The following is a 22,603-nucleotide window of genomic DNA, read 5'->3' as shown; positions in this document are numbered from 1 at the left end:
ATTAAATATAGAGCGTTACAAGTAATTTGCTCCTAACGGCACTGTCCGGTAGCTAGCAAATTACTTTCTTTTTATAAAGGGACAGTTTTGTCCCTCCTTCTACATTCACTAAATTTCTCCTGTTATGCTGGAGCGTTCCATCCAAACACTAAATCCATTTAGGCTCCCTTACCCTCCATTTCTTACACAAAACAGTCTTATTAGCGCCAATTAAATACCGAATAGAAGCTCATCCCCTATATCCTTTTTTCTAATTCTTCCAGCAGCTCTTCCGGACTATTTGCTGTTATGTTGACCCCATTTACGACTGCGAATGGCTCTACTAAGCATTGCCCGCAATACAGGAGGCAGCGTTCCTCCCATACCCTGATATCCTTCCGATTCATTAACGCCTTTTTTACCATTTCCATATCATCTTCAAAATTACACGGACAAAATTTAACCTCTAATCCCACTGCTACCATCACCTTTCTTTTTGGCAACATGTTATCGAATTCCTCCAAAGGCTATCAAGAAGCCACCTAAAAGCGGTATTACTTCAATGCGATAAAGAATAAAAGTGATAAACAATAAACGCGGTAAAACCTGTGTTTGCCGGAACAAAAGGAATCCATTATGATTTTTTACATCAAGAGAAAACAAACTGAAAATTTTATAAATTCAAAAACAAGGAGTGTTTCGAATGAGTGAAAAAGTCATGTCAGCAGCAAAAACCAAAAAACAAGAAATCTTCCCTGTGAAGAATGTTCATTATGTAGAAATTTATACAGGGAATGCGAAACAAGCCGCCTATTATTATGCTAAAGCATTTGGTTTTAAACTAAAGGCCTACAAAGGGCTTGAAACAGGTTCCCGTGACAAGGTGTCATACATGCTAGAGCAAGGGGCCATCCGATTGGTTTTAACCGGATCTCTATCAGATGATAATGATATCGCTGAATTTATTAAAAAACATGGCGAAGGGGTTAAGGATATTGCCCTTCTCGTAAAGGAATTGGATAAAACCTACTATGATGCGATTGAACGCGGCGGGATTGCCATCAAGGAGCCATGGATAGAAGAGGATGAGGATGGAAAGGTGAAAAAAGCCGTGATTGGAACCTATGGGGACACGATTCATACCATCATTGAACCAATTGATTACAAAGGATTATTTATGCCAGGATTTGCCCCAATCGATGATACTTATGATGCGGCTTCAAGTGGTTTAGTCGGTGTCGATCATATCGTAGGAAACGTAGAAGAAATGGAAGAATGGACCACCTACTATGAAAACGTCTTTGGATTCAGCGTATTAAAGCATTTTGATGATGAAGATATTTCAACAGAATATTCAGCGCTTATGTCGAAGGTGATGATGAATGGCACAGGACGGATAAAATTCCCTATCAACGAACCAGCGGAAGGAAAACGCAAATCACAAATCCAAGAATACCTTGAGTACTATAAAGGAGCTGGCGTTCAGCATATCGCCTTATTAACCAATGACATCATTAGCACCGTTGCTAAGCTAAAGGAAAACGGTGTGGAATTCTTAACAACACCTGATACCTATTATGAAGAGCTGGCCAACCGTGTCGGACATATCGACGAGGATATTAAGAAAATCCAAGATTTAAATATTCTCGTCGACCGTGATGATGAAGGATACTTGCTACAAATTTTCACAAAGCCACTGGTTGACCGTCCTACCCTTTTTATTGAAATCATTCAGCGTAAAGGGGCACTTGGATTCGGTGATGGTAACTTTAAAGCATTATTTGAATCGATTGAACGGGAACAGGAACGCCGTGGAAATATTTAATGAGGCAGACAGAGTCTATCAATGCGGTAGCCGCGCAATGGTCATGTGGGCATCGCCTCAGGAACCCCCATCCTTCCTGTGTAAAAAACAGCCTTTAAACCTAATAGCCTTTTTTCAACAAGATTGATTACTTCTGCCTAAGATAGAATAAGAGAGTGTCTTTTAGACACTCTCTCCTGAAAAAGGAGCGTTGATTTTCATGCTAATGAAGGTAAAAACGAAGTGGAGAGGAGATGCCATCAGCCACTTTATGGAGGAACTGATTGATTATGCAGGATTATTCCCTCCTGCGGCTTTGTCTCTTTCACAAGCAATCCAAAACTATCAATCCTATATTTCAAGCTCTGACAGCTGGATGATGGGTCCATTTGTGATTCCTGTTAGCCGTCTGAAAGAGCTAGATGAATATCGTAGTCTATTTAATGAACCATACCCGCTCAGGCTATCGGTTATTTTATCAAGAAAGGAAGAGCTGGAGAATGAGCTTGTGCTGATTGAGCATTTTTTACATAAGTATCAAAATTCCGGTTCCGTTGAGGCCATCGAAGTCTCTCTCTCACCGGACAGCAGCCCTTCCTTCTTGAAAAAACTAGCCACTAGGCTCGATGGCTATCCAATCTATTGTGAGGTAGCTGGAGGAAAGGACGAAATTCTCCCCCTATTAGATGGGATCCGTTTCGTGAACAAGGAATCGACAAAACCAATCGGTGTCAAGCTGCGAATGGGAGGCATTCGGGCAGCATTATTTCCTTCCGCACAGACGGCCGCCTTCGTCATCCATGAATCTCAGAAGCGAGGATTATTTATCAAATTTACTGCCGGTCTTCACCATCCCATCCGTCAATTTCGCCAGGAAGTGGAAACGAAGATGCATGGATTTGTCAATGTGTTTACGGCTTCTCTTCTTGCATACCGCCATGCATTGGATGTAGAAACGATTGAAGCCATCCTGCTTGATGAAGATTCGTCCCATTTTTCTTTTACACCGAAGGGTCTTAGCTGGCAGCATTTAACGATTCATTCAAAAGAAATCATTCAAGCACGAAGCTTTTTCGCCCATTCCTATGGTAGCTGTAGCTTTGATGAACCACGGGAAGAGCTTGGCGAACTATCGATTTATCATGAGGAGGAAGTAGAATGAGATATTCATTTATTGAGACTGTACAAGACTGTGATTTTCCTATTCAGAATTTACCATACGGAATCTTTCAATCTGCCAATCAGTCCCCGCGTGTGGGCACTGCTATTGGGAATTACGTACTTGACCTATCCATCATCGATGAAGCAGGTCTATTTAAAGGGACCGGTGCCGAAGGAAAAAACATCTTCAGCGCCTCGTCACTCAATCCCTTTATGGAGCTTGGCCGTTCTGTTTGGAAAGCAGTCCGTGAAAAGCTTCAATACCTGCTCGATCAAGATACTGCCGATTTAAGGGATAACAGGGAGCTTCGATTGAAAGCGTTTTATCCTCAAAGTGAAGTTCAAATGCTGTTACCGGTTCAAATTGGTGATTATACCGATTTCTATGCATCGAAGGAACACGCAACAAATGTGGGAACAATGTTTCGCGGCAAAGATATTGCCTTAATGCCGAACTGGAAGCATGTTCCGATTGGCTATCATGGTCGTGCGAGCTCCATCGTTCTAAGCGGGACCAATGTTCGCCGTCCGTTAGGTCAGACGAAGCCAGCCCATGCAGAAGCTCCTGTCTTTGGACCAACAGCACAGCTTGATTTTGAATTAGAAATGGGCTGGTTTATCGGTCCTGGGAACAAGCTTGGACAACCGATCCCGATTGATCAAGCAGAGGACCAGGTCTTTGGAATGGTGCTTGTAAATGATTGGAGTGCCCGTGATATTCAGTCATGGGAATATCAGCCGCTTGGACCATTCCTAGCGAAAAACTTTGCGACCTCTATTTCACCATGGGTCGTTCCATTTGAAGCATTAGAGCCATTTCGTCAGGCAGGCCCTACTCAAGATCCAGAGCCTCTTCCTTATTTAAAGCAAAAGAAAAAGGGTGCTTTCAATATTAACCTAGAAGTCTATTTGAAACCCGAAAACGATTCCGAGGAAACGCCCATTACAAAGACTAATTTTCACTATATGTATTGGTCCATCGCCCAACAGGTGGCCCATCATACCATTACCGGCTGCAATCTTCGTCCGGGTGACATGCAGGCATCCGGTACAATCAGCGGTCCTGAGCGTAGTGAAAGAGGAAGCATGCTAGAGCTTACCTGGAGAGGTGCCGATCCTCTTGAACTCAAAAATGGAGACAAGCGGACTTGGATGGAGGACGGCGATGAGTTAATTATTCGCGGATATTGCCAAGGTGACGGCTACCGACTTGGCTTTGGCGAGGTCAGAGGAACGGTCTTGCCTGCGCTTTCAGAGGCAGAGCTTTTAACGGTTGAAAAAACAATCAACTAATTCTCCCCCATACCCCATACCGGGGAAGGATCAAAAATTCATTTGAAAGAAAGAGGTGTCCAACATGCCGCACTATATGAAAATGGGTCGCATTCCACATAAACGTCATACACAGTTTCGCAAAGAGGATGGCAGTTTATATTATGAACAGTTAATGGGAACGAAGGGTTTTTCCGGTATTCAATCCTTGATTTATCATGTGAATCAGCCTACCCAAGTAAGAAAGGCAGAGAAAATATGTGATATTCGGTATGAATATGAAGATAAAGGAGCACTGCAGCACCGCCATTTCCTTACAAAGGATATCGAAGCGCGCGGGGATTTTCTTGAAGCACGTCGGATTTATCTAGCCAATGAGGATGTGGCGGTTGGAATCTCACGTCCTAATAAGCAAATGGACTATTTCTATCGTAACGGTGAAGGCGATGAAATGCTGTTTATTCATGAAGGCAAAGGAAAAATGGAAAGCATCTTCGGTGAATTAAGCTTCGGACCTGGAGATTATCTTGTGATTCCCATTGGAACCACCTATCGTATCGTTCTGGAATCGGATGAAGCCCGATTCTTAGTCCTAGAATCCAATTCAGCGATTATTCCCCCGAAGCGCTATCGAAATGAATTTGGGCAATATCTGGAGAACTCTCCATTTTGCGAGCGTGATATTCGAACGCCGGAAAGATTGGAAACAAAGGATGAAAAAGGAGAATATGAAGTACGAGTACGCGCACAAGGCATGATCACTTCCTATACGTATGATTTCCATCCGCTTGATGCAGTTGGCTGGGACGGCTACCTATACCCATATGCCTTTAGTATTCACGATTTTGAGCCCATCACTGGACGTGTTCATCAGCCGCCTCCAGTACACCAAACCTTTGAGGGCTACAACTATGTGATTTGTTCCTTTGTACCAAGGCTGTATGATTATCACCCAGAGGCCATTCCTGCCCCCTATGTACACAGTAACGTAGAAAGCGATGAGGTCCTTTATTACGTGGATGGGGAATTCATGAGCCGTCGCGGCATTGAGGAAGGTTCCATCACCCTACATCCAAGCGGCTTACCGCATGGCCCTCATCCAGGCAAAATTGAAGCTAGCATCGGGAAGAAGGAAACACGTGAGCTGGCCGTCATGATCGATACCTTCCGTCCCCTCCATGTAGTAAAAGAAGCACATACAATAGAAGATAGTCGGTATATGAGCAGCTGGCTACCTTCTTAATCTGATTAATTGAAGTTCAATTTTCCTATTAAACGATAGATAGGCTATGTTGAACAGCAATCAACAACGATGTTGAACATAGCCATCCTATAAAAGCGAGGCTGGAATAGATGAAGCAAACCTATCACTCTTTTATTGAGGCTGTTAAAGATATTCATGATGGAGCGACCATCATGGTTGGTGGTTTTGGATTATGTGGAATTCCTGAAAACTTAATCGTGGCGCTTAGTGAGACCGATGTAAAAGACTTAACCGTCATCTCGAATAACTGCGGTGTAGATGATTGGGGTCTTGGGATTCTTTTAAAAAATAAACAAATCAAGAAAATGATTAGCTCTTATGTTGGCGAAAATAAAGAATTTGAAAGACAATACCTCTCAGGCGTAATTGAAGTCGAGCTGATTCCTCAAGGTACATTAGCTGAAAAAATTCGTGCTGGCGGCGCCGGCATCCCTGCCTTCTATACCCCAGCAGGTGTTGGCACCCCAATTGCAGAGGGAAAAGAAGTTCGTACCTTTAACGGGAAGGAATATCTCCTGGAAACCGCCTTAACCGCTGATTTTAGCTTAGTCAGTGCGTTAAAAGCCGATACTATGGGAAATCTTGTCTATAATAAAACGGCGCAGAATTTCAACCCCAATGTCGCTACTGCCGGGAGGATTACGATTGCGGAGGTAGAAGAAATTGGCGACATCGATCCTGCCCAGGTTCATACTCCAGGTATTTATGTCCAACGATTAATTGTTGGACATAAAGAGAAACGAATTGAAAAACGTACCGTACAAAAGGTCGTGTGAGAGGATGGGGACACAATTGGTCACAGGACAGAATGTGAGAGAAAAGATTGCTAAAAGAGCAGAAAAGGAAATGGCATCAGGGGATTATGTGAATTTAGGAATTGGCATGCCAACGCTGATTGCCAATTATATAAGCGAGGATAAACAAGTTGTTCTGCAGTCCGAGAATGGTTTGCTGGGTATTGGTGCTTATCCAGGAGAAGCAGAGGTCGATCCCGATTTGATTAATGCCGGAAAAGAAACGATTACGGTAATAAAAGGTGCTGCTTATTTTTCGAGTGCAGATTCCTTCGCGATGATCCGCGGCGGACATATTGATGTCGCTATTCTTGGAGGCATGGAGGTGTCCGAGACCGGTGATCTGGCCAATTGGATGATTCCAGGTAAAATGGTAAAAGGAATGGGCGGTGCGATGGATCTTGTCCATGGCGCTAAAAAGACCATCGTTATTATGGAGCATACCAATAAAAAAGGCCAGACAAAAATCCTCAAAGCCTGTACCCTCCCACTTACTGGTCAAGGGGTGGTCAACCGTATTATCACAGACCGGGCTGTAATGGATGTAACAGAGGCTGGCTTAAAATTAGTAGAGGTCGCCAAAGGGTATACAATCGATGAGGTTCAAGCCGTGACAGAGGCGACCTTGATAGTTGATCCTCATGTAAAATTGGAAGCCTATTAGAAATAAAAAGACATGACCTATTTCATTTTACGAATAGGTCATGTTCTTTGTTCGATTTCAATATCATTTTACAGGGAATCGATGACATAAACTCCTTCTATTCTATAAGTCTTCCACGACAATATAATTCATTTTAACTGGCCCATGGACACCGACCACAAGGTTGAGCTCAATATCGGCAGAATTACTTGGCCCGGTAATATAGTTGATACAGGATGGAACCTGTTCACCGTTTTGAAGCTTTTTCCGTAATATTTGGGCCGCTTGCGTCATGCGCGGAACAATCGTGCTTTTTGGAACAATTACGATAGAGTGGGTTGGCAGAAAGCTGATGGTTCTCCCTCTATCCTTGCTGCTGTACAAGACAACCGTACCAGATTCAGCTAATGTGATTTCACTAATCGTGATTCCAACATTTGCCTTTTCTGCTTTCATAATATTTTCTTTCCCTAACGCAGAATTCCATTCGGATACTTCCACATTCCCCTTCGGAAAATCTTCCTTTAATAGTTTCCCTAGTCCAAATTCCTCAAAGCGCGGATCCTTCCATGTCACGACAGGCCCTCCACCAACGGCATCAATTGAGCTTGCTAGCACTTCTGGTAATTTATCTTTTGTCGTAACATCAAGCTTCGTATGTACCTTTGTACATTGAAGTTTTAACACCTCTAACAATTCCTCCTGAGTCGCACCTTTTAATACTTCCTCCTGCGGATTGTAAGCCCATTGGGGTCTTTTGACATGCGTCACTCTTTCTCGACCAAGCCGATTCGCGATATGACTGAGAAAAGCCTCACGATTTGTTATAGTTCCTCGCATCATTCATTTCCTCCTTTTGGTCGGTTTTTAAACCAATCCCGGAAGCGCTCTTTATTGGGCGCCGGCAAATCACGAATATCTGTCCATTCTTTCAATAGTCCGACCCCCTTCGTAATTCGGTCATCACTTGTCAGCGGTTTTGAAAGCACTGGTGCCATTTTGGAAGCCATATGATAGAGTGCTGGTGAAGAAGTTCCCATTCCAACTGTCTTCATCAGTACTTTTTCGGAAAAAGGTGCCTTCCCTTCCTTTTCCACAATCACTTGTCGATGCTTTAAAATCAATTCATGAAGAGGGATCTTCACCGGACAAGCATCCGTACAGGCTGAACATAGGGTGGAGGCATATGGCAATTCTTTATAATCATCATAGCCGCCAAGCAGCGGTGTTAAGACCACTCCAATCGGTCCAGGATAAATCGATCCATAGGAATGACCGCCAACATGTCGATACACCGGGCATACATTGATACAGGCTGCACAACGAATGCATTGAAGCGCCGATTGAAATTCTGTTCCAAGGATGTTTGAACGTCCATTGTCCACGATGACAAGATGAAACTCACCCGGACCATCCACATCGCCTTCTTCACGTGGACCTGTGAGGGTTGTAATATAGCTTGTCAGTTTTTGACCAACGGCACTCCGCGTCAGCATCCCAACCAATACTTCCATTTCCTCAAAGGTAGGGACAATCCGCTCCATCCCCATGACCACGACCTGTGTTTTGGGCAGAGCCGCCACAAGGTCCGCATTTCCTTCATTTGTTACAAGTGTAATCGAGCCTGTTTCTGCCACCGCAAAGTTACAGCCTGTGATGCCAAGGTCTGCGGTCAAATAGTCTTGACGTAAGGTTTCACGAGCAAACAAAGCGAGCTCCTCAGGTTTTTCGGTCTTTTTATAGTCTAGCTTTTCCGCAAATACATCCCTGATTTGCTCTTTATTTTTGTGTAACGCAGGAACAACGATATGGGACGGTGGATCATGGTCGTCAACCTGGAGAATATATTCCCCTAAATCCGTTTCAATCACTTCACAGCCAATGGCCTCCAGCTTTTCATTCAGACTGATTTCCTCTGTCACCATTGATTTAGCTTTGACAATTTTTTTCGCCTGATTCTTTTGGGCAATGTCCGATATATATTCTCCTGCTTCTTCCGCTGTTTTCGCAAAAAAGACATGACCGCCTCTTTTTGCCACATTTTCACTTAACTCAAATAAATAGAAATCGAGATTTTCGAGTACATGCTGACGAATTTCTTCCCCATGATTACGCCATTCTTCCCAGTTTCCCAGCTCATCCGTCACGGTTTGTTTTCTTCCTTGGATGGTCTCTTGGGCGCTGGCAACCGCCCCTCTCATGAAGGAGTCTTGAATTTGATTCTTGACACGAACCTTAAATTTCTCTGTGCTCGTCTTCATTGACATAGGTACCTCTCCCCTCTTTTCGTTTATACGTGGCTATTTAACACTTCAGCAATATGCAGCACTTTGATTGGCTTTCCTTGTCTCGTGATTCGCCCGCCAATATTCATTAAGCAAGACCCATCGGCACCAATTAAATAGTCTGCCCCCGTTTCTTCCACATGCTGAACCTTTTCATTTACCATTTGCTCAGAAATTTGCCCCATTTTCACGGAAAAAGTACCGCCAAATCCACAGCAATTTTCTTTTCCCGGAAGCTCTATATATTCTAATCCCTTAACATTTTTTAATAATTTGATTGGAGCTTCTCTTACTCCAAGTAATCTTGTCATATGACAGGATGTATGGTAGGTGACCCTGCCAGGAAAGGTCGCCCCGACATCCTCAATTTGTAAGACATCAACGATAAATTCCGTTAATTCATAGGTTTTCTCTGCAAGCGCCTTCGCTTTAGGTCCGTAGACAGGATCGTCTTTAAAGATATGCCGATATTCATGGAACATGTAGGCACATGAGCCAGATGGACTGACAACATACTCGGCATGCTCGAAGGCCTCGATCATTTTTTTCATGGCTGGCTTGGCGGCCTCTACATACCCGCTATTGTAGGTTGGCTGGCCACAGCATACTTGTGTCTCAGGAAAATCAATTTCACAGCCAAGTCGTTCTAGCAATTCAACGGTCGCCTTACCAACATCACTATTAAACATATCAACAAGACAGGTTGCAAATAAAGTTACTCTCATTTCGTCCATCCCTCTCCCCATCAAATGAATCCTAAAATTATTATATTTATCTAATTAGTAAAAAAATTATTAAGATTACTTTACTACCAATTTTTCACCCAGTCAACAGGTCATCTGATGACTGAATGATATAATATTAGATAAGTACTATGATAATACGATAAATATTTAGAAAGGATTTTCATATTTTTGCGTGGGTAGATTCGGGGAGTCATTTAATGTCCTACAGGAGAAACGAGAAAGAAGAACCCCTCAAGACACGTCGTATCGAGGAGTCTTGGCGTGCGCCTGTGGAAAGCGAAGTGCCCGAAACGGAAATAAAGGAGCCTTTAAAAAAGCTCCTTAATCCCGTATAATATCCTTTTCCTCAAAATACTGTTGCAAAATATTTTCTACATTATCCAAATGGGTAAGCATGGCTTTTCTAGCCTTTTCACCATCCTGCTCGAGAACGGCTTGGTAGATTTCAACATGCTCATCATATAGCTTCTCGGTTGTCGTCCATGTGGAAAATAATAATAATCGCCGGGTTTCTCTCATCGTTTCCTGCATGAGGTCTGATACATGCAGCAATAGGTTAGAGACGAGTGGGTTTTGGGTAGCCGCTGCCAGGGCTAAATGAAACTCCATATCCGATTTCTCCCCTAATTCTTCATTCCCATTGGAAACCTCCATCTCTTCTAATGCCTCTTTCATCTTTTCTAAGCTCTCTGCACTTCGTTTACTTGCCGCTACAGCAGCTGCGCCCACTTCAATAATTTTTCTGACCTCAAGGAGATTTTTCACATCTTCTTTATTCATCAGTATCGCAGATGAAAGCGGAAACTTTATATTTTCTGCCTCAAATTGCTTCACATAGGTACCTTCACCCTGTTTCATTTCAATTAAGCCCATGGCTTTTAACGCAGACAAGGCCTCCCGAATGGCCGATCGACCGACTTGAAAGTTTTCGGCTAATTGCTCAACCGATTTTAATTTATCTCCTGGCTTGAGCTGACCATTACGAATCGCTTCATGTAGGGCCTCTGCCACCTCTTCATATATTTTTTTAGGCTTAATTTGTTTATATTTCATTATTTCCGCCTCACATTCTCAGGTTACTATTACTAGAATTATAATGGTTTTTGAGTACTTTACACAAATGAATATAAATCACTTATCTTTAAAAAATATTCATAAACTTTTCACAAATCTATTGTTTTTTTAAATATTGGCAATTATAATTCAGATTATCAAAGTCATCTAGTCATCAGATGACCTTATCATAACATCTATGAAATGCGGAAAAATGAAAACGATATCTTTTTAAAGAAGGAGGTTATTGTCCTACTAAGGATTGAAAGAGAGATTAATAGTTTGACTGATTAATTGGAGGTATAACTATGACATTTACTCAAAATTTTACTATAGTTGGAAATAATTTAGCTCTTACCGCCATAGTCGCCGTTATCCCAATCCTATATTTTTTCTGGGCACTTGCGATTAAACGGATGAAGGGGCATATCGCTGGTTTAACGACATTGGCTCTGGCAATTCTCCTTGCCATCATCGCTTTCAAAATGCCTGCTCAAATGGCTTTTATGTCTGCTTCTCAAGGTGCTGTGTATGGAATTATACCCATCGGCTGGATCATTGTCACATCCGTTTTTCTTTATAAGCTGTCGGTCAAAAGTGGACAATTCAATATTATTCGTACCTCTATCCAATCGATTACAGAAGACCGCCGCTTGCAGGCCTTATTGATTGCCTTCTCATTCGGGGCTTTCCTAGAAGGAGCTGCTGGATTTGGGGCACCTGTTGCGATTTCAGCCGCATTACTTGTCGGATTAGGATTTAATCCCTTATATGCTGCCGGAATTTGTTTATTAGCCAATACAGCACCTGTTGCCTTCGGGGCTATCGGGATTCCAATAACAGCCATGGCAGGGCCTGTCGGGATTGATGCCATGGAAATCTCTAAAATGGTTGGACGCCAGCTACCCTTTATTTCTGTTTTTATTCCGCTTTACTTAGTGATTATCATGGCAGGCTTTAAACGAGCATTAGAAGTAATGCCCGCCATCCTTGTCTCAGGATTTTCCTTTGCCATCGCGCAATATTTAAGCTCTAACTTCTTAGGACCTGAATTACCGGATATTCTTTCAGCCTTAATTTCATTATTTGCCCTTACTGTTTTCTTAAAATTCTGGAAACCGAAAACTATTTTCCGTTTCAAAGGTGAATCCGAAATAGCTGTCGCTTCAGCTGCAAAGAATGAAAAACTTGAAACCGTTCACTATTCTGGAGGACAAATCTTCCGAGCCTGGTCTCCATTTTTAGTTTTAACAGCCTTTATTTCCTTTTGGGGAATTCCAGCCATTAAAACAGCCTTAACAGGACATTATGAAGGGACAAATGTCATTCTTAAAGCGGTGAATTCTATAGGACATGTGCTTACCTACTCACCAGAAGTGCCATTGCTACATAATAGAATTCTGAATGATGCAGGGGAAGCGGTAGCCGCTGTATACAAGCTGGAGTTATTAGGAACAGCAGGGACCGCCATCTTAATTGCTTGTTTTATTTCCAAATATATTACTGGTTTATCCTGGAAGGATTGGTCAGCAACATTTGGTGAAACCTTAAATGAATTAAAGCTTCCCATTTTAACCATTGGGTCCGTCGTGGCCTTTGCCTATGTCGCTAACGCTTCAGGTATGACTCACGCTCTTGGAATGATTATCGCCAAAACGGGTTCATTATTCCCATTCTTCTCTCCATTCCTTGGCTGGCTCGGGGTCTTTATTACAGGATCAGATACCTCTGCTAACCTGTTGTTCGGAAACCTGCAGAAGATATCAGCCATGCAGGTGGGAATGGATCCATTACTTGCTGTCGCCGCCAACTCTTCGGGTGGTGTGACTGGAAAAATGATTTCGCCCCAATCCATTGCTGTTGCCTGTGCAGCTGTTGGACTGGCAGGAAAGGAATCCGAGTTACTTCGCTTTACCTTAAAGCATAGCTTTTTCCTAGTCATTCTCGTTGGAATTTTAACCTTCCTGCAAAGCAATGTATTGTCGTGGATGATTCCATAAATAAATGCTCTGATAAAGCACCCTATTCGTATTATAAGGTCAGCCAGAGAAATCTGGTTGACTATTTTTTATTCAATTTATAGATTGATAGTAGCCGGGGTAGAACGGACGCACCCGTGGGACTTGATCCCGACAACTAAACTGTTCGCCCTCTACTTGTTAACACATGATTAGGCTGGTTGGGACATTGAGATCCCGTATAACAAGCGAATATATGAATGACAAGCTAGATAGAGGTTACCGGTCAATCCACTACACTAGGAGGAGATAAACTATGAATCCAGTTGTTGGTCTGGATGTCGCTAAAGGTGAAAGTCAGATTCAAATGTTCTTGGATAAAAAGATGCCCTATAAAAACAGTGTGAAGGTTGAACATACGGTGGAAGGTCTAAAAGAGTTACACTCTTATTTACTCGATTTAGAGCGTCAAGCAGGGATGAAACCACCTGTCGTTTTGGAGTCAACAGGTCACTATCATGCCCCAGTTGTACAGTTTTTAGAAGCAAGAGAGTACATTGTGATTATCGTAAATCCATTGGTATCCTACCGGGCAAAAAGTTCTAGCTTACGAAAAACCAAAACAGATGCCATTGATGCTTATCACTTAGGCGAACTGTATTACAAGGAGGATTTAGAGCCTCAGAAAAAGCGTGGTGTTCAGTTATTAAATCTTCGGCATCTGACAAGACAACATGAAAATATGACGGGAATTATGGTTCAAACAAAGCTTCAATTTCAAGCTGTGTTAGATCAAGTATTTCCAGAGTATAAAGGTGTTTTTGGCGATTTGTATGCCGAGGTTTCATTAAAAACTTTACAAACCTTCCCTACCTCGGAGTCCGTCTTAAAAGCTGGTGTGGAGGAAATTGCACAATTTATTGATAGGCATTGTAAAGCACGTTCATTTAATTGGGCGCATAAAAAAGCAGAAGGATTAATCGCAGCTGCAGAACGCAATCCATTTCAGTCAACGCTATATCAAAGCCTTCTAGTCAGTCTGAATATGTATATTGATTTACTTCAAGCGTACCACCAACAACTTTCTACGTTGGAGCGTGAGATTGATAAGTTGGCGGTACAACTTGAAGAATATGAACTACTCCAAACAATTCCCGGTGTAGGTGAAAAAATCGCTGCCACGATTATTTCTGAAATCGGAGAAATTGATCGGTTTAGTCATCCCAAAAAGTTAGTTGCCTTTGCAGGACTTGACCCTAGTGTTTTTGAATCAGGTCGCTTTAAAGGTACGAAGAATCATATTACTAAACGAGGCTCTGCAAGGCTTCGCCACATGCTTTTTACAGCAGTTCGGTGTTCCATTCGAGATAGTCGTAAAAAGAAAACAACTGATGAAACCATTGCACGAAATAAGCGATTACGTGCCTTCTACGATTTAAAACGTGAAGAAGGTAAGCCTTATAAAGTAGCCATTATTGCATGTGCTAATAAACTTTTACACTGGATTTATGCGATGTTAAAAACGAAAACACCATTCCAAGAAACTATTTAATAACAGCATTTTCAAATAAAGCAAAAACCTTCCAAATTAAGTTCGGAGGGTTATTTGAGTTGCGCATTTTTAGTATAGCATGAAGTTGTTTTCGATTTAAAAGATTTTTCTTGACAATCTATTAGCTGGTTTTGTTAAATTAGTTAAAATCCGTTATTGTTTATTCAATACCATATGTATTAAAAATTTCAGGATTTGAAAGGACGAACACTAATCCTATAATTGCAGTTGTAAAAAAACAAATCCATCCTATTATTTTTGTTTTTTTATCAATTTCAGTTTTTCTCTCTAATGTACCGATGTAATTAATGACTAAAACGAAAGAAACAAAAGAGATCGTTCCTATATACCAGTGTCCTAAATAATTTTTATCGAATGAAAATAAAGCTACAATTAGTAAAACCACTCCAAGTGCTATTCGATTTATTATCGTTTTCATATAACCACTCCACATTCTATTTTTGAAAACATTTTCACAAACAATAAAATTATTTTAACATAATAACATCCATCAAAATTTTCCGATTTTTAAATAACCTACTCCTCTATTAAAAAAGACTGCCATTCTGACGATCTCTGCTGTTCCGTTATAGCCCCCTTATCTACAGTATAAAAAGAAGTAGTATTTAACGTTTTTAAAGTTAAGTACTACTTCTTTTTTGTATCTTAAAATAATGCTTATTTACAGTAAGAAATTATAGTATTCATAGTTTTTATAGAAACACTTTCATAAATACATCATTATTTAGTCTGGAGGTGATGTTTTATGAAAGTTCAAGAGGTTTTAATTGATGGCAAAAGGCGTTATATGCTTATTGATGAAAATAATAATCCAGTAGTACCCGTAACCAAATACCTAAAATATCTTGATAACACAGGGAAGGCTGAAAACACATTAAAATCATACTGTCGTCATTTGAAATTATACTTTCAGTATTTAAAAGAAAAAGAAAGAGGATACGAAGAAGTTGATCTTGATTTATTGGCGGAATTTATATCTTGGTTAAGGAATCCATATCAATCTATTAAAGTTATTCAGCTTACCCAAACCAGAGCAAAGAGATCAGAGCGTACTGTAAATACCATATTAACTTGTGTTCAAGGTTTCTATGATTACTTGATGAGAATTGAGCATTATGAAAAAGATCTATCTGAAAAAACAAAGAAACAAATGATTGGAAATTACCGGTCATTCAAACCGTTTTTACATCATATTTCAATGGGAAAACCCCTTGATAAAAACATCTTAAAGATGAAGGAGCCCCGAAGGGACGTCTTAACACTCACAAGAGAACAAGTACAACTAGTCCATGATGCGTGCAGTAACATCCGGGATATTTTTCGGGGCGTCACTGTGACTTTTTCTTAAGTTGTCCCCCTGAAATGTAGGTATGTCGTGTTTCTATCTATACTATATGTCCATTATAAGGGGGTCAACCACAGGCACCTTCTAAGAATTTTCGGGGCGTCACTGTGACTTTTTCTTTTTTAGAAAGATCTCGAAACGATTACTATGATAACCTTTTGAACTTTTCAGAATTGGTAATTAGAGTTATAAACTCCTCTAATTGATGTTCGTAGGGTATTCCAATTTTATTAATTGAGTCTGCCCAGTTAATTATTTGATTAGTTAGATCGACATCAAAACCAAAATATATTTTATATTCATTTTCGTTGAGGTCAATTAGCTTTACGAAGTTACCTTCTTTATTTCTCTCCAACGGTCCTAATCTTTCAAAGTGTTTTATTATTTTATAATTAGACAAAAATCCACCCATATCCTGTTGCTCTAGTTTATAAATCATAAAAGCCAAATGATCTTCATTTCGGTAAGGTCTTTTGTTGATTTCTAATAAATAATTCATTTACTCACCCCTAATTATTATCATTCCCCTAATGGGAAAAAGAGACCCTAGCAAAACTAGAGCCTCTTGGAAAATAATATAAAATTAACGAAGAAGTTGTAATACTCCTTGTGGTAATTGGTTAGCTTGAGCCAACATTGCTTGTGATGCTTGAGAAAGAATCGAATTCTTCGTTTGTTCCATCATTTCTTTCGCCATCGTGCGAACATTTGTTTTCACAAGTGACTAGACTATATCTTCACCCTCTAGCAATCTAGTAGGGGGCGGGCGCTTCGGATTCACAATGCTGATGGTCATTGTTTCACCTATGGATTCATCGTCATAGCTTTCGCCTTAGACGGTTTAACCTAATTCCTCCGACTTTTTCCTTTTAAATCTCAACCAATTTTACAGAAGTACTACAGATTTTTCACTATCTAGTAATTTAGTCTTTTCATTATTAGCTAAATATATTGCATAAGGGATTGCATGTTTTGCGACTTCAAACTCATAATATACTATTCCAGGTTTATTTACATTAACCTCAATAATATAAGGTTTCATATCTTTACCAATTGCTATATCTAAACCCATCTCACTTAAATTTTTTTCATAAAACCCTTCAAAAGTAGAAGCAACTTTTAACGCAGTTGTTTCTATTTCATTTATTATTTCTTTACCTCTTTCTTCTGAAAAGTTTCTCTTTAAAAATCCTACAATTCCCCCAATATAGCCTCCATTGCCAGTGCTAGATATAACAGCATGGTGTATACCAATTCTTGGATAATTATTAACAAATGACCAATTACCATTACCATCTTTCATCATATGCACCCTAATATCAAAAGGCTTTCCTTCTTTTGTCCGAGTCTCAATATATTTTTGAACTATAAAGACACTTTTTCTCATTAAATCCCTTAAATACTGATTAAGTTGCAGCTCGCTATAATGGTATTCTCGTTCACCAATTGCTACGAAGTAATCATCGGTTTTATTCCTTTCTATAAAATGAACACCATTTGCAAATGAACCGATTTCCGGTTTCAGAATAATTTTTCCATACTTTCCAATATAATTAAAGATGTCTTTTACCCTATTAACTTTTTGATATGGAATTATTACATCGTCAATCTTCCCTGTTGATTTTAGCCTATCATAAACATCTAATTTACTAATTGAATTCCCAAAAAATTCATTTGTAAATGGAATTCCTTCTAATTCTTCATATACAATATTATATCCTTTAATACCTCTCAATCTTAATCGATCATATATAACATCAGGATACTCTACAATTTTGGGAACCCATTCTTTGTTTTCATAAAAATATCCTCTTATTAACATCTCATCATAATCAATATCTTCAGATGTAAAATAATAAAAATTCACATTTTCATAATTAGCAACATAAGCACATGCAACTGCTAAGTCATTAATATCATTTTGACTTGCTAGCATGCCGATACGAATACGATTATCTAAATTAGCAAATTGTAAATCTGTATTTTCTGCATCAAATTGTCCTCTAACCTTAATTTTCCTATCAAATTCATTTGTGTGAAAAATTCTATTTTTAGCAATATAGATAGCATATGCAATAGTATTAATCGCTCTTTCATCTTCATGATAAGTAGATTGAGGACCATTGTTTACTTCATGGAGCCATAAACATCCATTCTCATCAATGGCTAGATCTAATCCAAGTTCATTCAATGCTAGTCCATGTAATTTATCAAGATGCCATGTCAAGTCCATGGCCAAATTTTTAAGCCTTTCTTCATACTCCTTACCTTTATTTCCAAATTCTTTGGCTAATAAGTTTTCTAGTCTCTCAGTTCTTCCACCACGACTAATATTACTCAGATTACTTTTTTTATTTCCTATACGTGGATATATTTTGGTTAATGTCCACTTACCGTTACCATCCTTCTGTACATGCGCTCGTATATCATAAGGTTCTCCATCTCTTGTACGGCAGTGAATGTACTGTTGCACAATATAACTATTTTTCTGTTTTAAAATAATATCATAGACCCACTTTTCAAATTCCATCTGATTGAGAGTCCTTTTCTTTTTATGCTCCATAAGTAAATAACGATTTCCTATTTTGTTAACGAAGTAGATATTCTCTCCCCTATTACCTAGTAATGATTTAAACACAGCACTCTTATTATCTATAAAAAATTTATGAATAATTGATTCATCAGTAACAACTTTGAAAGGTACTAATAAATCGGCATACTTTCTTGATTCAACTATTTTTTTTGGCAAATAGAATTTATTCCCTACTCCGAAGCTTGTAAAAGGAACTTCCTGTCTTAACTTTCTCTCTTTACGAGATTGTTGAGATCGTGACTTTACTCCAATATTATTGATAACATCTGGAAATGGAGATTTTATCCGTTTCCATTTACCATCTATAAAGGTATCTGCTGTAACTTGTCTTTTTTCAAAATCAATATCATTTGAAGAGAAAAATAGAACATTAGCTCCTTGGCGTTCTCCTTCTTTTATCAAAGAGTTAATCCGTTCTTTAGGATATACTTTTAGAGGGTTATTTTCACAAAAATAAACACCTATCGTTACTTTTTGGTTGTTTGGTCCATTATCAATAATTCTTTCCAAACCTTTTTTTAACTTGAGTATTTGAGGTACTAATGAAAACCTTACTAATTCAGACATTTTTATAGAATTCCCTATTTCCATATCCTTAGCAATAGTATATAAAGTATATTCAATACCTTCAATTTCTTTTTGACCTTCAAATTCACTGTATAAATTCATTCCCTTTTTAATAGCTCCAAAACCATCTACAATAGAACTAAAGATAAATACATACTTATTGAAGTTTCTTTCCTTTACCAAAACAGAAAAATGTTCTATAGCTTCTAACATTGTATCCATGATTCTAACTAATTGAAAAAGTTGCTTATCTGATGACATAGCTAATAAAACTCCCCCTTATCTTCTATTTATCTAACTTACTGAATTATCATACTCTAATCTGGCTTTATTAAAAATTTGGGTAGTGAGGAAAAACTTAAATATATATAACAGGTTAATTTCACCTATACATATGGTATGGTTTTAGAGTTTAAAGTATAGTAGTAGTTTTTATATTTATAAGAAATAATTTAGAAAGTTGTTATAAAGCGGTAATATATTGAAAAATCCAGATTAATATTTCTTGTTAGATTAAGAATGCAAGTTGTTGGTGAATTAAAACCATATTAACCTTTTATAAAAGGTTGATTTTCACTTAACTATTGAAAAGAAAAGCTGACCTAATTGTCCGTAATTATCGATCAATTGGTCAGCTTTAAAATTTATCCTAGTAAAATTAACGTAACAACTGAAGTACTCCCTGTGGCTGTTGGTTAGCTTGGGCTAACATTGCTTGAGATGCCTGTGCAAGAATAGAATTCTTTGTCTGTTCCATCATCTCTTTAGCCATATCAACATCTCGTATACGAGATTCCGCTGCAGTTAAGTTTTCAGATGAAGTATTCAAGTTATTAATAGAGTGCTCTAAACGATTTTGATACGCCCCCATTTGAGCACGTGACGCAGAAACTGAAGCGATAGCTTCATCTAAAAGCTTAATACCAGATTGCGCACCATCTTTATCAGAAAGATCAATAGCACTAATATCAATAGCATCTTCACCCAAAGCTTCACTTGTTTGAGCCTTCCATTCAATTGTTAAAGCCTGTCCTTCATTTGAACCGATATTAATATCAAGAGACTGATCTTCTGCTAAAATATCCTTAGTATTGAATTGTGTATTTTTACCAATTCTATCAACTTCTTCAATCAACTGAGCAACTTCTTTTTGAAGTTCAGCACGGTCTTCGTCTGTATTAGTATCGTTAGAAGACTGAACAGCCAACTCACGCATACGTTGAAGAATGTCGTGAGTTTCATTTAACGCTCCCTCAGCAGTCTGAATTAATGATATACCGTCTTGAGCATTTTTAGATGCCTGTTCTAACCCACGGATTTGCCCACGCATTTTTTCAGAGATTGCTAGACCTGCTGCATCATCTGCTGCACTGTTAATACGAAGTCCTGAAGATAATTTCTCCATTGATTTTGCTTGACCAGCCTGAGCACTACCCAACTGACGATAAGTATTCAACGCCGCAATATTATGATTAATTCTCATTCCCATTTTCCTCCTTGAATATCCGGCTCACTTCCCTGTGAACCATTAAGTATTTGCACGAGAGAACAAAGTCGGCCGCCTTTATTCCCTCTTACAATACTAATATCGGAGGAATCTAGTAACTGTTTAATGTTTTACTGAAATTATTTTTTCAAACTTGGAAAATTTTTTATACTGCTTATCAGATTATCAACAGAAGCTGAAGTCGTCGCCGCTTTGTTCTCTGCTTGAATTTCTTCAAACAACTCCTGCCGCAATATCTCCACATTCTTCGGTGCTTGTATCCCAATTTTCACTTGATCATTCGCTGTGGCCACAACGGTTATTTCAATCTCATCACCAATTCGAATTGTTTGCCCTTTTTTCCTTGTTAATACGAGCATGCCTCGTTCACCCCTTTGCAGCGACTGGTTCCTCTGTAAAGAGAGGATGCTTTGTTAGATAGTTTGTGTTGCTTAGGATTACTTGTCTCGCTTTATTGTTGACCATGTTAATGACTACCGGTGCCTGAAGGTTGGCGGTTGATTGGTTGAAGGGCTCCTGTGGCGTGAGGATAACCAATACCTTGACATCCTTTTCATGTTCAATCCCGAGAGCTTCTACAATCGAATCCTCGATGAGGAAATCATAATTCGGCTTGAAGAAGAAGGGGTCTGTTGTGAGAAAGCCGATTTCTGCATCGACGGTTGATTGTAGGACCTGGAATAGGCCGTCGTCACTTAAGGGAAGGAGCACAAATTGCGTTTCCTCTGGAAAACCAGGGATTCCTTTTTCAAAATAAAGAATATCATCCTTATGGACGGTTACTTCACCATGATATTTCGTTTGAATGTTCATTTTATCCAATCCTTTTGCTGTGATATTTATAGTATTCACGAATTTCCTTCTAAAAAATCCCTATAGAGCAATGTCCATAGGGATTCAATTCTTCTATCTTAGATAATCCATTAATGTTGGCTGAATTAGCTTTGCACCGACTGCTAATGAAGCTTGATGCAGACTTTGGGCAATGGTTAAGTCGATATAGACTTTTTCCAGATCAATGTCTTCATTTTCGGAAACCGTTTTCTTCGCGATAACCTCCTGCTCCATGAGACGGCTTTGGACGAGCTCGGCACGGTTGGTTCGGGCACCGAGCTCCGATCTGGTCGAGACGATATTATTAAGCATTTTGTCAATCGCCTCGAGTGATTTATTAATTTCTGTACCGGATGTACCAGGATTATTTAACATCTTTTTCAGCGATTCTAAGCCGCTGAACAAATCGACCGGGAAGGCATCCTGTGGGCGAATATTAATCGGCATTTTGACGCCCTTCATAATTTCGATTTCCACATCCTCCACGTTTATGGAAACGGCAGTCTCATGAGAAATGACGATATCCTGCTCGGACAGCTTTTTCGTAACGTCCACCTGTTCTCCATCACGATATTCAAGGGTCTCTTTATAATGATAAGTGATGTTGCTTGTCGCTGGGTCGATGACCATTTTTTCACCTGAAAAAGAAACAAAGGTGTTCCCTGATTCATCGGTTCCATCATACTTAAAGGTTTGGCCCTGATAGCTGATAACATAGCCTCTTTTTTCATCTAAATCCTTGAAGCTGCTAAATTCAAGACCAATCTGACTCAGATTGATCGGACTCTCACTTGTATCCGTTCCACTGAAAATATAGGTATCTCCGACCTTTGTATCCGCAAGAGCAGCAAGGTGCTGCTGGAGACTGGCAATTTCATCGGCAATACTCTTTCTCGCTCCGGCATCATAGCTGTCATTCGATGCCTGTACAGTCAAATCGCGAACCCGCTGCAGGGCCTGGCTGGCTTCATGCAAAGAGGAATCGGCATTTTCCAGCCAATTGAAGCCTTCATTTAAGTTGCGCTTGAACTGCTCCACTTCCACAACCTGGCTGCGGTAATGCATGCCATTCATCGCCACCACCGGGTCATCCGACGGTTTGGTAATTTTCTTACCCGACATCATTTGTTCATTCAGCTTTGTTAATCGGCTATAATTCTGACTCAAATATTTGATATTATTATTGATTAGCATTCCTTGTGTTACACGCATCTTCCATCACCTA

Annotated in this window: 21 protein-coding genes and 1 pseudogene; 9 read left to right on the top strand and 13 right to left on the bottom strand. The window is 39.6% G+C overall.

Annotated elements, in window-relative coordinates:
* Positions 1-236 precede the first annotated feature (236 nt).
* Positions 237-485 carry a DUF1450 domain-containing protein gene (locus BQ5321_RS05285; RefSeq protein WP_084786658.1) on the bottom strand — a complete coding sequence of 83 codons (249 nt, stop codon included), beginning with the start codon at positions 483-485 and terminating at the stop codon, positions 237-239.
* Between the two features lie 197 nt (positions 486-682).
* Here BQ5321_RS05285 and hppD point away from each other — a divergent pair, with 197 nt between their 5' ends.
* The 6 genes from hppD to BQ5321_RS05255 all read left to right on the top strand — a co-directional run bounded on the left by hppD (position 683) and on the right by BQ5321_RS05255 (position 6,938).
* The gene (gene hppD / locus BQ5321_RS05280) at positions 683-1,804 is read left to right on the top strand and encodes a 4-hydroxyphenylpyruvate dioxygenase (protein WP_071393522.1); all 1,122 of its coding nucleotides are present in this window, start codon (positions 683-685) and stop codon (positions 1,802-1,804) included.
* A gap of 199 nt (positions 1,805-2,003) precedes the next feature.
* Entirely contained in the window at positions 2,004-2,945 is a 942-nt protein-coding gene (locus BQ5321_RS05275; RefSeq protein WP_084786657.1) for a hypothetical protein, read from the top strand.
* On the top strand, positions 2,942-4,237 hold the full coding sequence (gene fahA, locus BQ5321_RS05270) for a fumarylacetoacetase (RefSeq protein ID WP_071393521.1): 1,296 nt from the start codon (positions 2,942-2,944) through the stop codon (positions 4,235-4,237). Before BQ5321_RS05275 ends, fahA begins: the two co-directional genes overlap by 4 nt.
* Before the next feature lie 64 nt (positions 4,238-4,301).
* The gene (locus BQ5321_RS05265; protein WP_071393520.1) at positions 4,302-5,459 is read left to right on the top strand and encodes a homogentisate 1,2-dioxygenase; all 1,158 of its coding nucleotides are present in this window, start codon (positions 4,302-4,304) and stop codon (positions 5,457-5,459) included.
* A gap of 110 nt (positions 5,460-5,569) precedes the next feature.
* A complete protein-coding gene (locus tag BQ5321_RS05260; protein WP_071393519.1) occupies positions 5,570-6,256 on the top strand; it encodes a CoA transferase subunit A in 687 nt (228 codons plus the stop codon).
* Positions 6,257-6,260: 4 nt separating this feature from the next.
* On the top strand, positions 6,261-6,938 hold the full coding sequence (locus BQ5321_RS05255) for a 3-oxoacid CoA-transferase subunit B (protein WP_071393518.1): 678 nt from the start codon (positions 6,261-6,263) through the stop codon (positions 6,936-6,938).
* A 102-nt stretch (positions 6,939-7,040) separates the two neighbouring features.
* Here BQ5321_RS05255 and BQ5321_RS05250 read toward each other — a convergent pair whose 3' ends face one another.
* From BQ5321_RS05250 to BQ5321_RS05235, 4 genes are all read right to left on the bottom strand, one after another.
* Complete coding sequence (locus BQ5321_RS05250; protein ID WP_071396782.1) at positions 7,041-7,757, bottom strand: LutC/YkgG family protein; 717 nt, start codon at positions 7,755-7,757, stop codon at positions 7,041-7,043.
* The gene (locus BQ5321_RS05245) at positions 7,757-9,184 is read right to left on the bottom strand and encodes a LutB/LldF family L-lactate oxidation iron-sulfur protein (protein WP_071393517.1); all 1,428 of its coding nucleotides are present in this window, start codon (positions 9,182-9,184) and stop codon (positions 7,757-7,759) included. Before BQ5321_RS05245 ends, BQ5321_RS05250 begins: the two co-directional genes overlap by 1 nt.
* Before the next feature lie 23 nt (positions 9,185-9,207).
* Positions 9,208-9,927, bottom strand: a complete 720-nt coding sequence (locus BQ5321_RS05240; RefSeq protein WP_071396781.1) for a (Fe-S)-binding protein — start codon at positions 9,925-9,927, stop codon at positions 9,208-9,210.
* Positions 9,928-10,269: 342 nt separating this feature from the next.
* Positions 10,270-11,001 carry a FadR/GntR family transcriptional regulator gene (locus BQ5321_RS05235; protein ID WP_071393516.1) on the bottom strand — a complete coding sequence of 244 codons (732 nt, stop codon included), beginning with the start codon at positions 10,999-11,001 and terminating at the stop codon, positions 10,270-10,272.
* A gap of 308 nt (positions 11,002-11,309) precedes the next feature.
* Here BQ5321_RS05235 and BQ5321_RS05230 point away from each other — a divergent pair, with 308 nt between their 5' ends.
* Both BQ5321_RS05230 and BQ5321_RS05225 read left to right on the top strand, forming a co-directional pair.
* A complete protein-coding gene (locus BQ5321_RS05230) occupies positions 11,310-13,001 on the top strand; it encodes an L-lactate permease (protein ID WP_071393515.1) in 1,692 nt (563 codons plus the stop codon).
* A gap of 274 nt (positions 13,002-13,275) precedes the next feature.
* Positions 13,276-14,511, top strand: a complete 1,236-nt coding sequence (locus tag BQ5321_RS05225; RefSeq protein ID WP_071392731.1) for an IS110 family RNA-guided transposase — start codon at positions 13,276-13,278, stop codon at positions 14,509-14,511.
* Positions 14,512-14,671: 160 nt separating this feature from the next.
* Here the strand turns inward: BQ5321_RS05225 and BQ5321_RS05220 are convergent, their stop codons facing one another.
* On the bottom strand, positions 14,672-14,950 hold the full coding sequence (locus BQ5321_RS05220) for a hypothetical protein (protein ID WP_071393514.1): 279 nt from the start codon (positions 14,948-14,950) through the stop codon (positions 14,672-14,674).
* Between the two features lie 327 nt (positions 14,951-15,277).
* Here BQ5321_RS05220 and BQ5321_RS05215 point away from each other — a divergent pair, with 327 nt between their 5' ends.
* The gene (locus tag BQ5321_RS05215; RefSeq protein WP_071393513.1) at positions 15,278-15,880 is read left to right on the top strand and encodes a site-specific integrase; all 603 of its coding nucleotides are present in this window, start codon (positions 15,278-15,280) and stop codon (positions 15,878-15,880) included.
* Positions 15,881-16,022: 142 nt separating this feature from the next.
* Here BQ5321_RS05215 and BQ5321_RS05210 read toward each other — a convergent pair whose 3' ends face one another.
* The 7 genes and pseudogenes from BQ5321_RS05210 to flgL all read right to left on the bottom strand — a co-directional run bounded on the left by BQ5321_RS05210 (position 16,023) and on the right by flgL (position 22,590).
* The gene (locus BQ5321_RS05210) at positions 16,023-16,376 is read right to left on the bottom strand and encodes a hypothetical protein (protein WP_071393512.1); all 354 of its coding nucleotides are present in this window, start codon (positions 16,374-16,376) and stop codon (positions 16,023-16,025) included.
* Positions 16,377-16,460: 84 nt separating this feature from the next.
* Positions 16,461-16,574, bottom strand: a pseudogene (locus BQ5321_RS24610) (flagellin); the annotation flags it as partial.
* Between the two features lie 189 nt (positions 16,575-16,763).
* Positions 16,764-19,298 (bottom strand): YheC/YheD family protein, encoded by a 2,535-nt coding sequence (locus BQ5321_RS05205; RefSeq protein WP_071393511.1) that lies wholly within the window; start codon positions 19,296-19,298, stop codon positions 16,764-16,766.
* A gap of 397 nt (positions 19,299-19,695) precedes the next feature.
* Positions 19,696-20,520, bottom strand: a complete 825-nt coding sequence (locus tag BQ5321_RS05200; RefSeq protein ID WP_071393510.1) for a flagellin N-terminal helical domain-containing protein — start codon at positions 20,518-20,520, stop codon at positions 19,696-19,698.
* Positions 20,521-20,663: 143 nt separating this feature from the next.
* Positions 20,664-20,903, bottom strand: a complete 240-nt coding sequence (gene csrA / locus BQ5321_RS05195) for a carbon storage regulator CsrA (protein ID WP_071393509.1) — start codon at positions 20,901-20,903, stop codon at positions 20,664-20,666.
* A 7-nt stretch (positions 20,904-20,910) separates the two neighbouring features.
* Positions 20,911-21,357 (bottom strand): flagellar assembly protein FliW, encoded by a 447-nt coding sequence (fliW, locus tag BQ5321_RS05190; RefSeq protein ID WP_071396780.1) that lies wholly within the window; start codon positions 21,355-21,357, stop codon positions 20,911-20,913.
* Positions 21,358-21,450: 93 nt separating this feature from the next.
* Positions 21,451-22,590 (bottom strand): flagellar hook-associated protein FlgL, encoded by a 1,140-nt coding sequence (gene flgL, locus BQ5321_RS05185; protein WP_071393508.1) that lies wholly within the window; start codon positions 22,588-22,590, stop codon positions 21,451-21,453.
* Positions 22,591-22,603 lie beyond the last annotated feature (13 nt).

The sequence above is a fragment of the Bacillus tuaregi genome (assembly GCF_900104575.1).
GTDB classification, from domain to species: domain Bacteria; phylum Bacillota; class Bacilli; order Bacillales; family Cytobacillaceae; genus Bacillus_BD; species Bacillus_BD tuaregi.
This window is presented reverse-complemented; position numbering and strand designations above follow the sequence as displayed.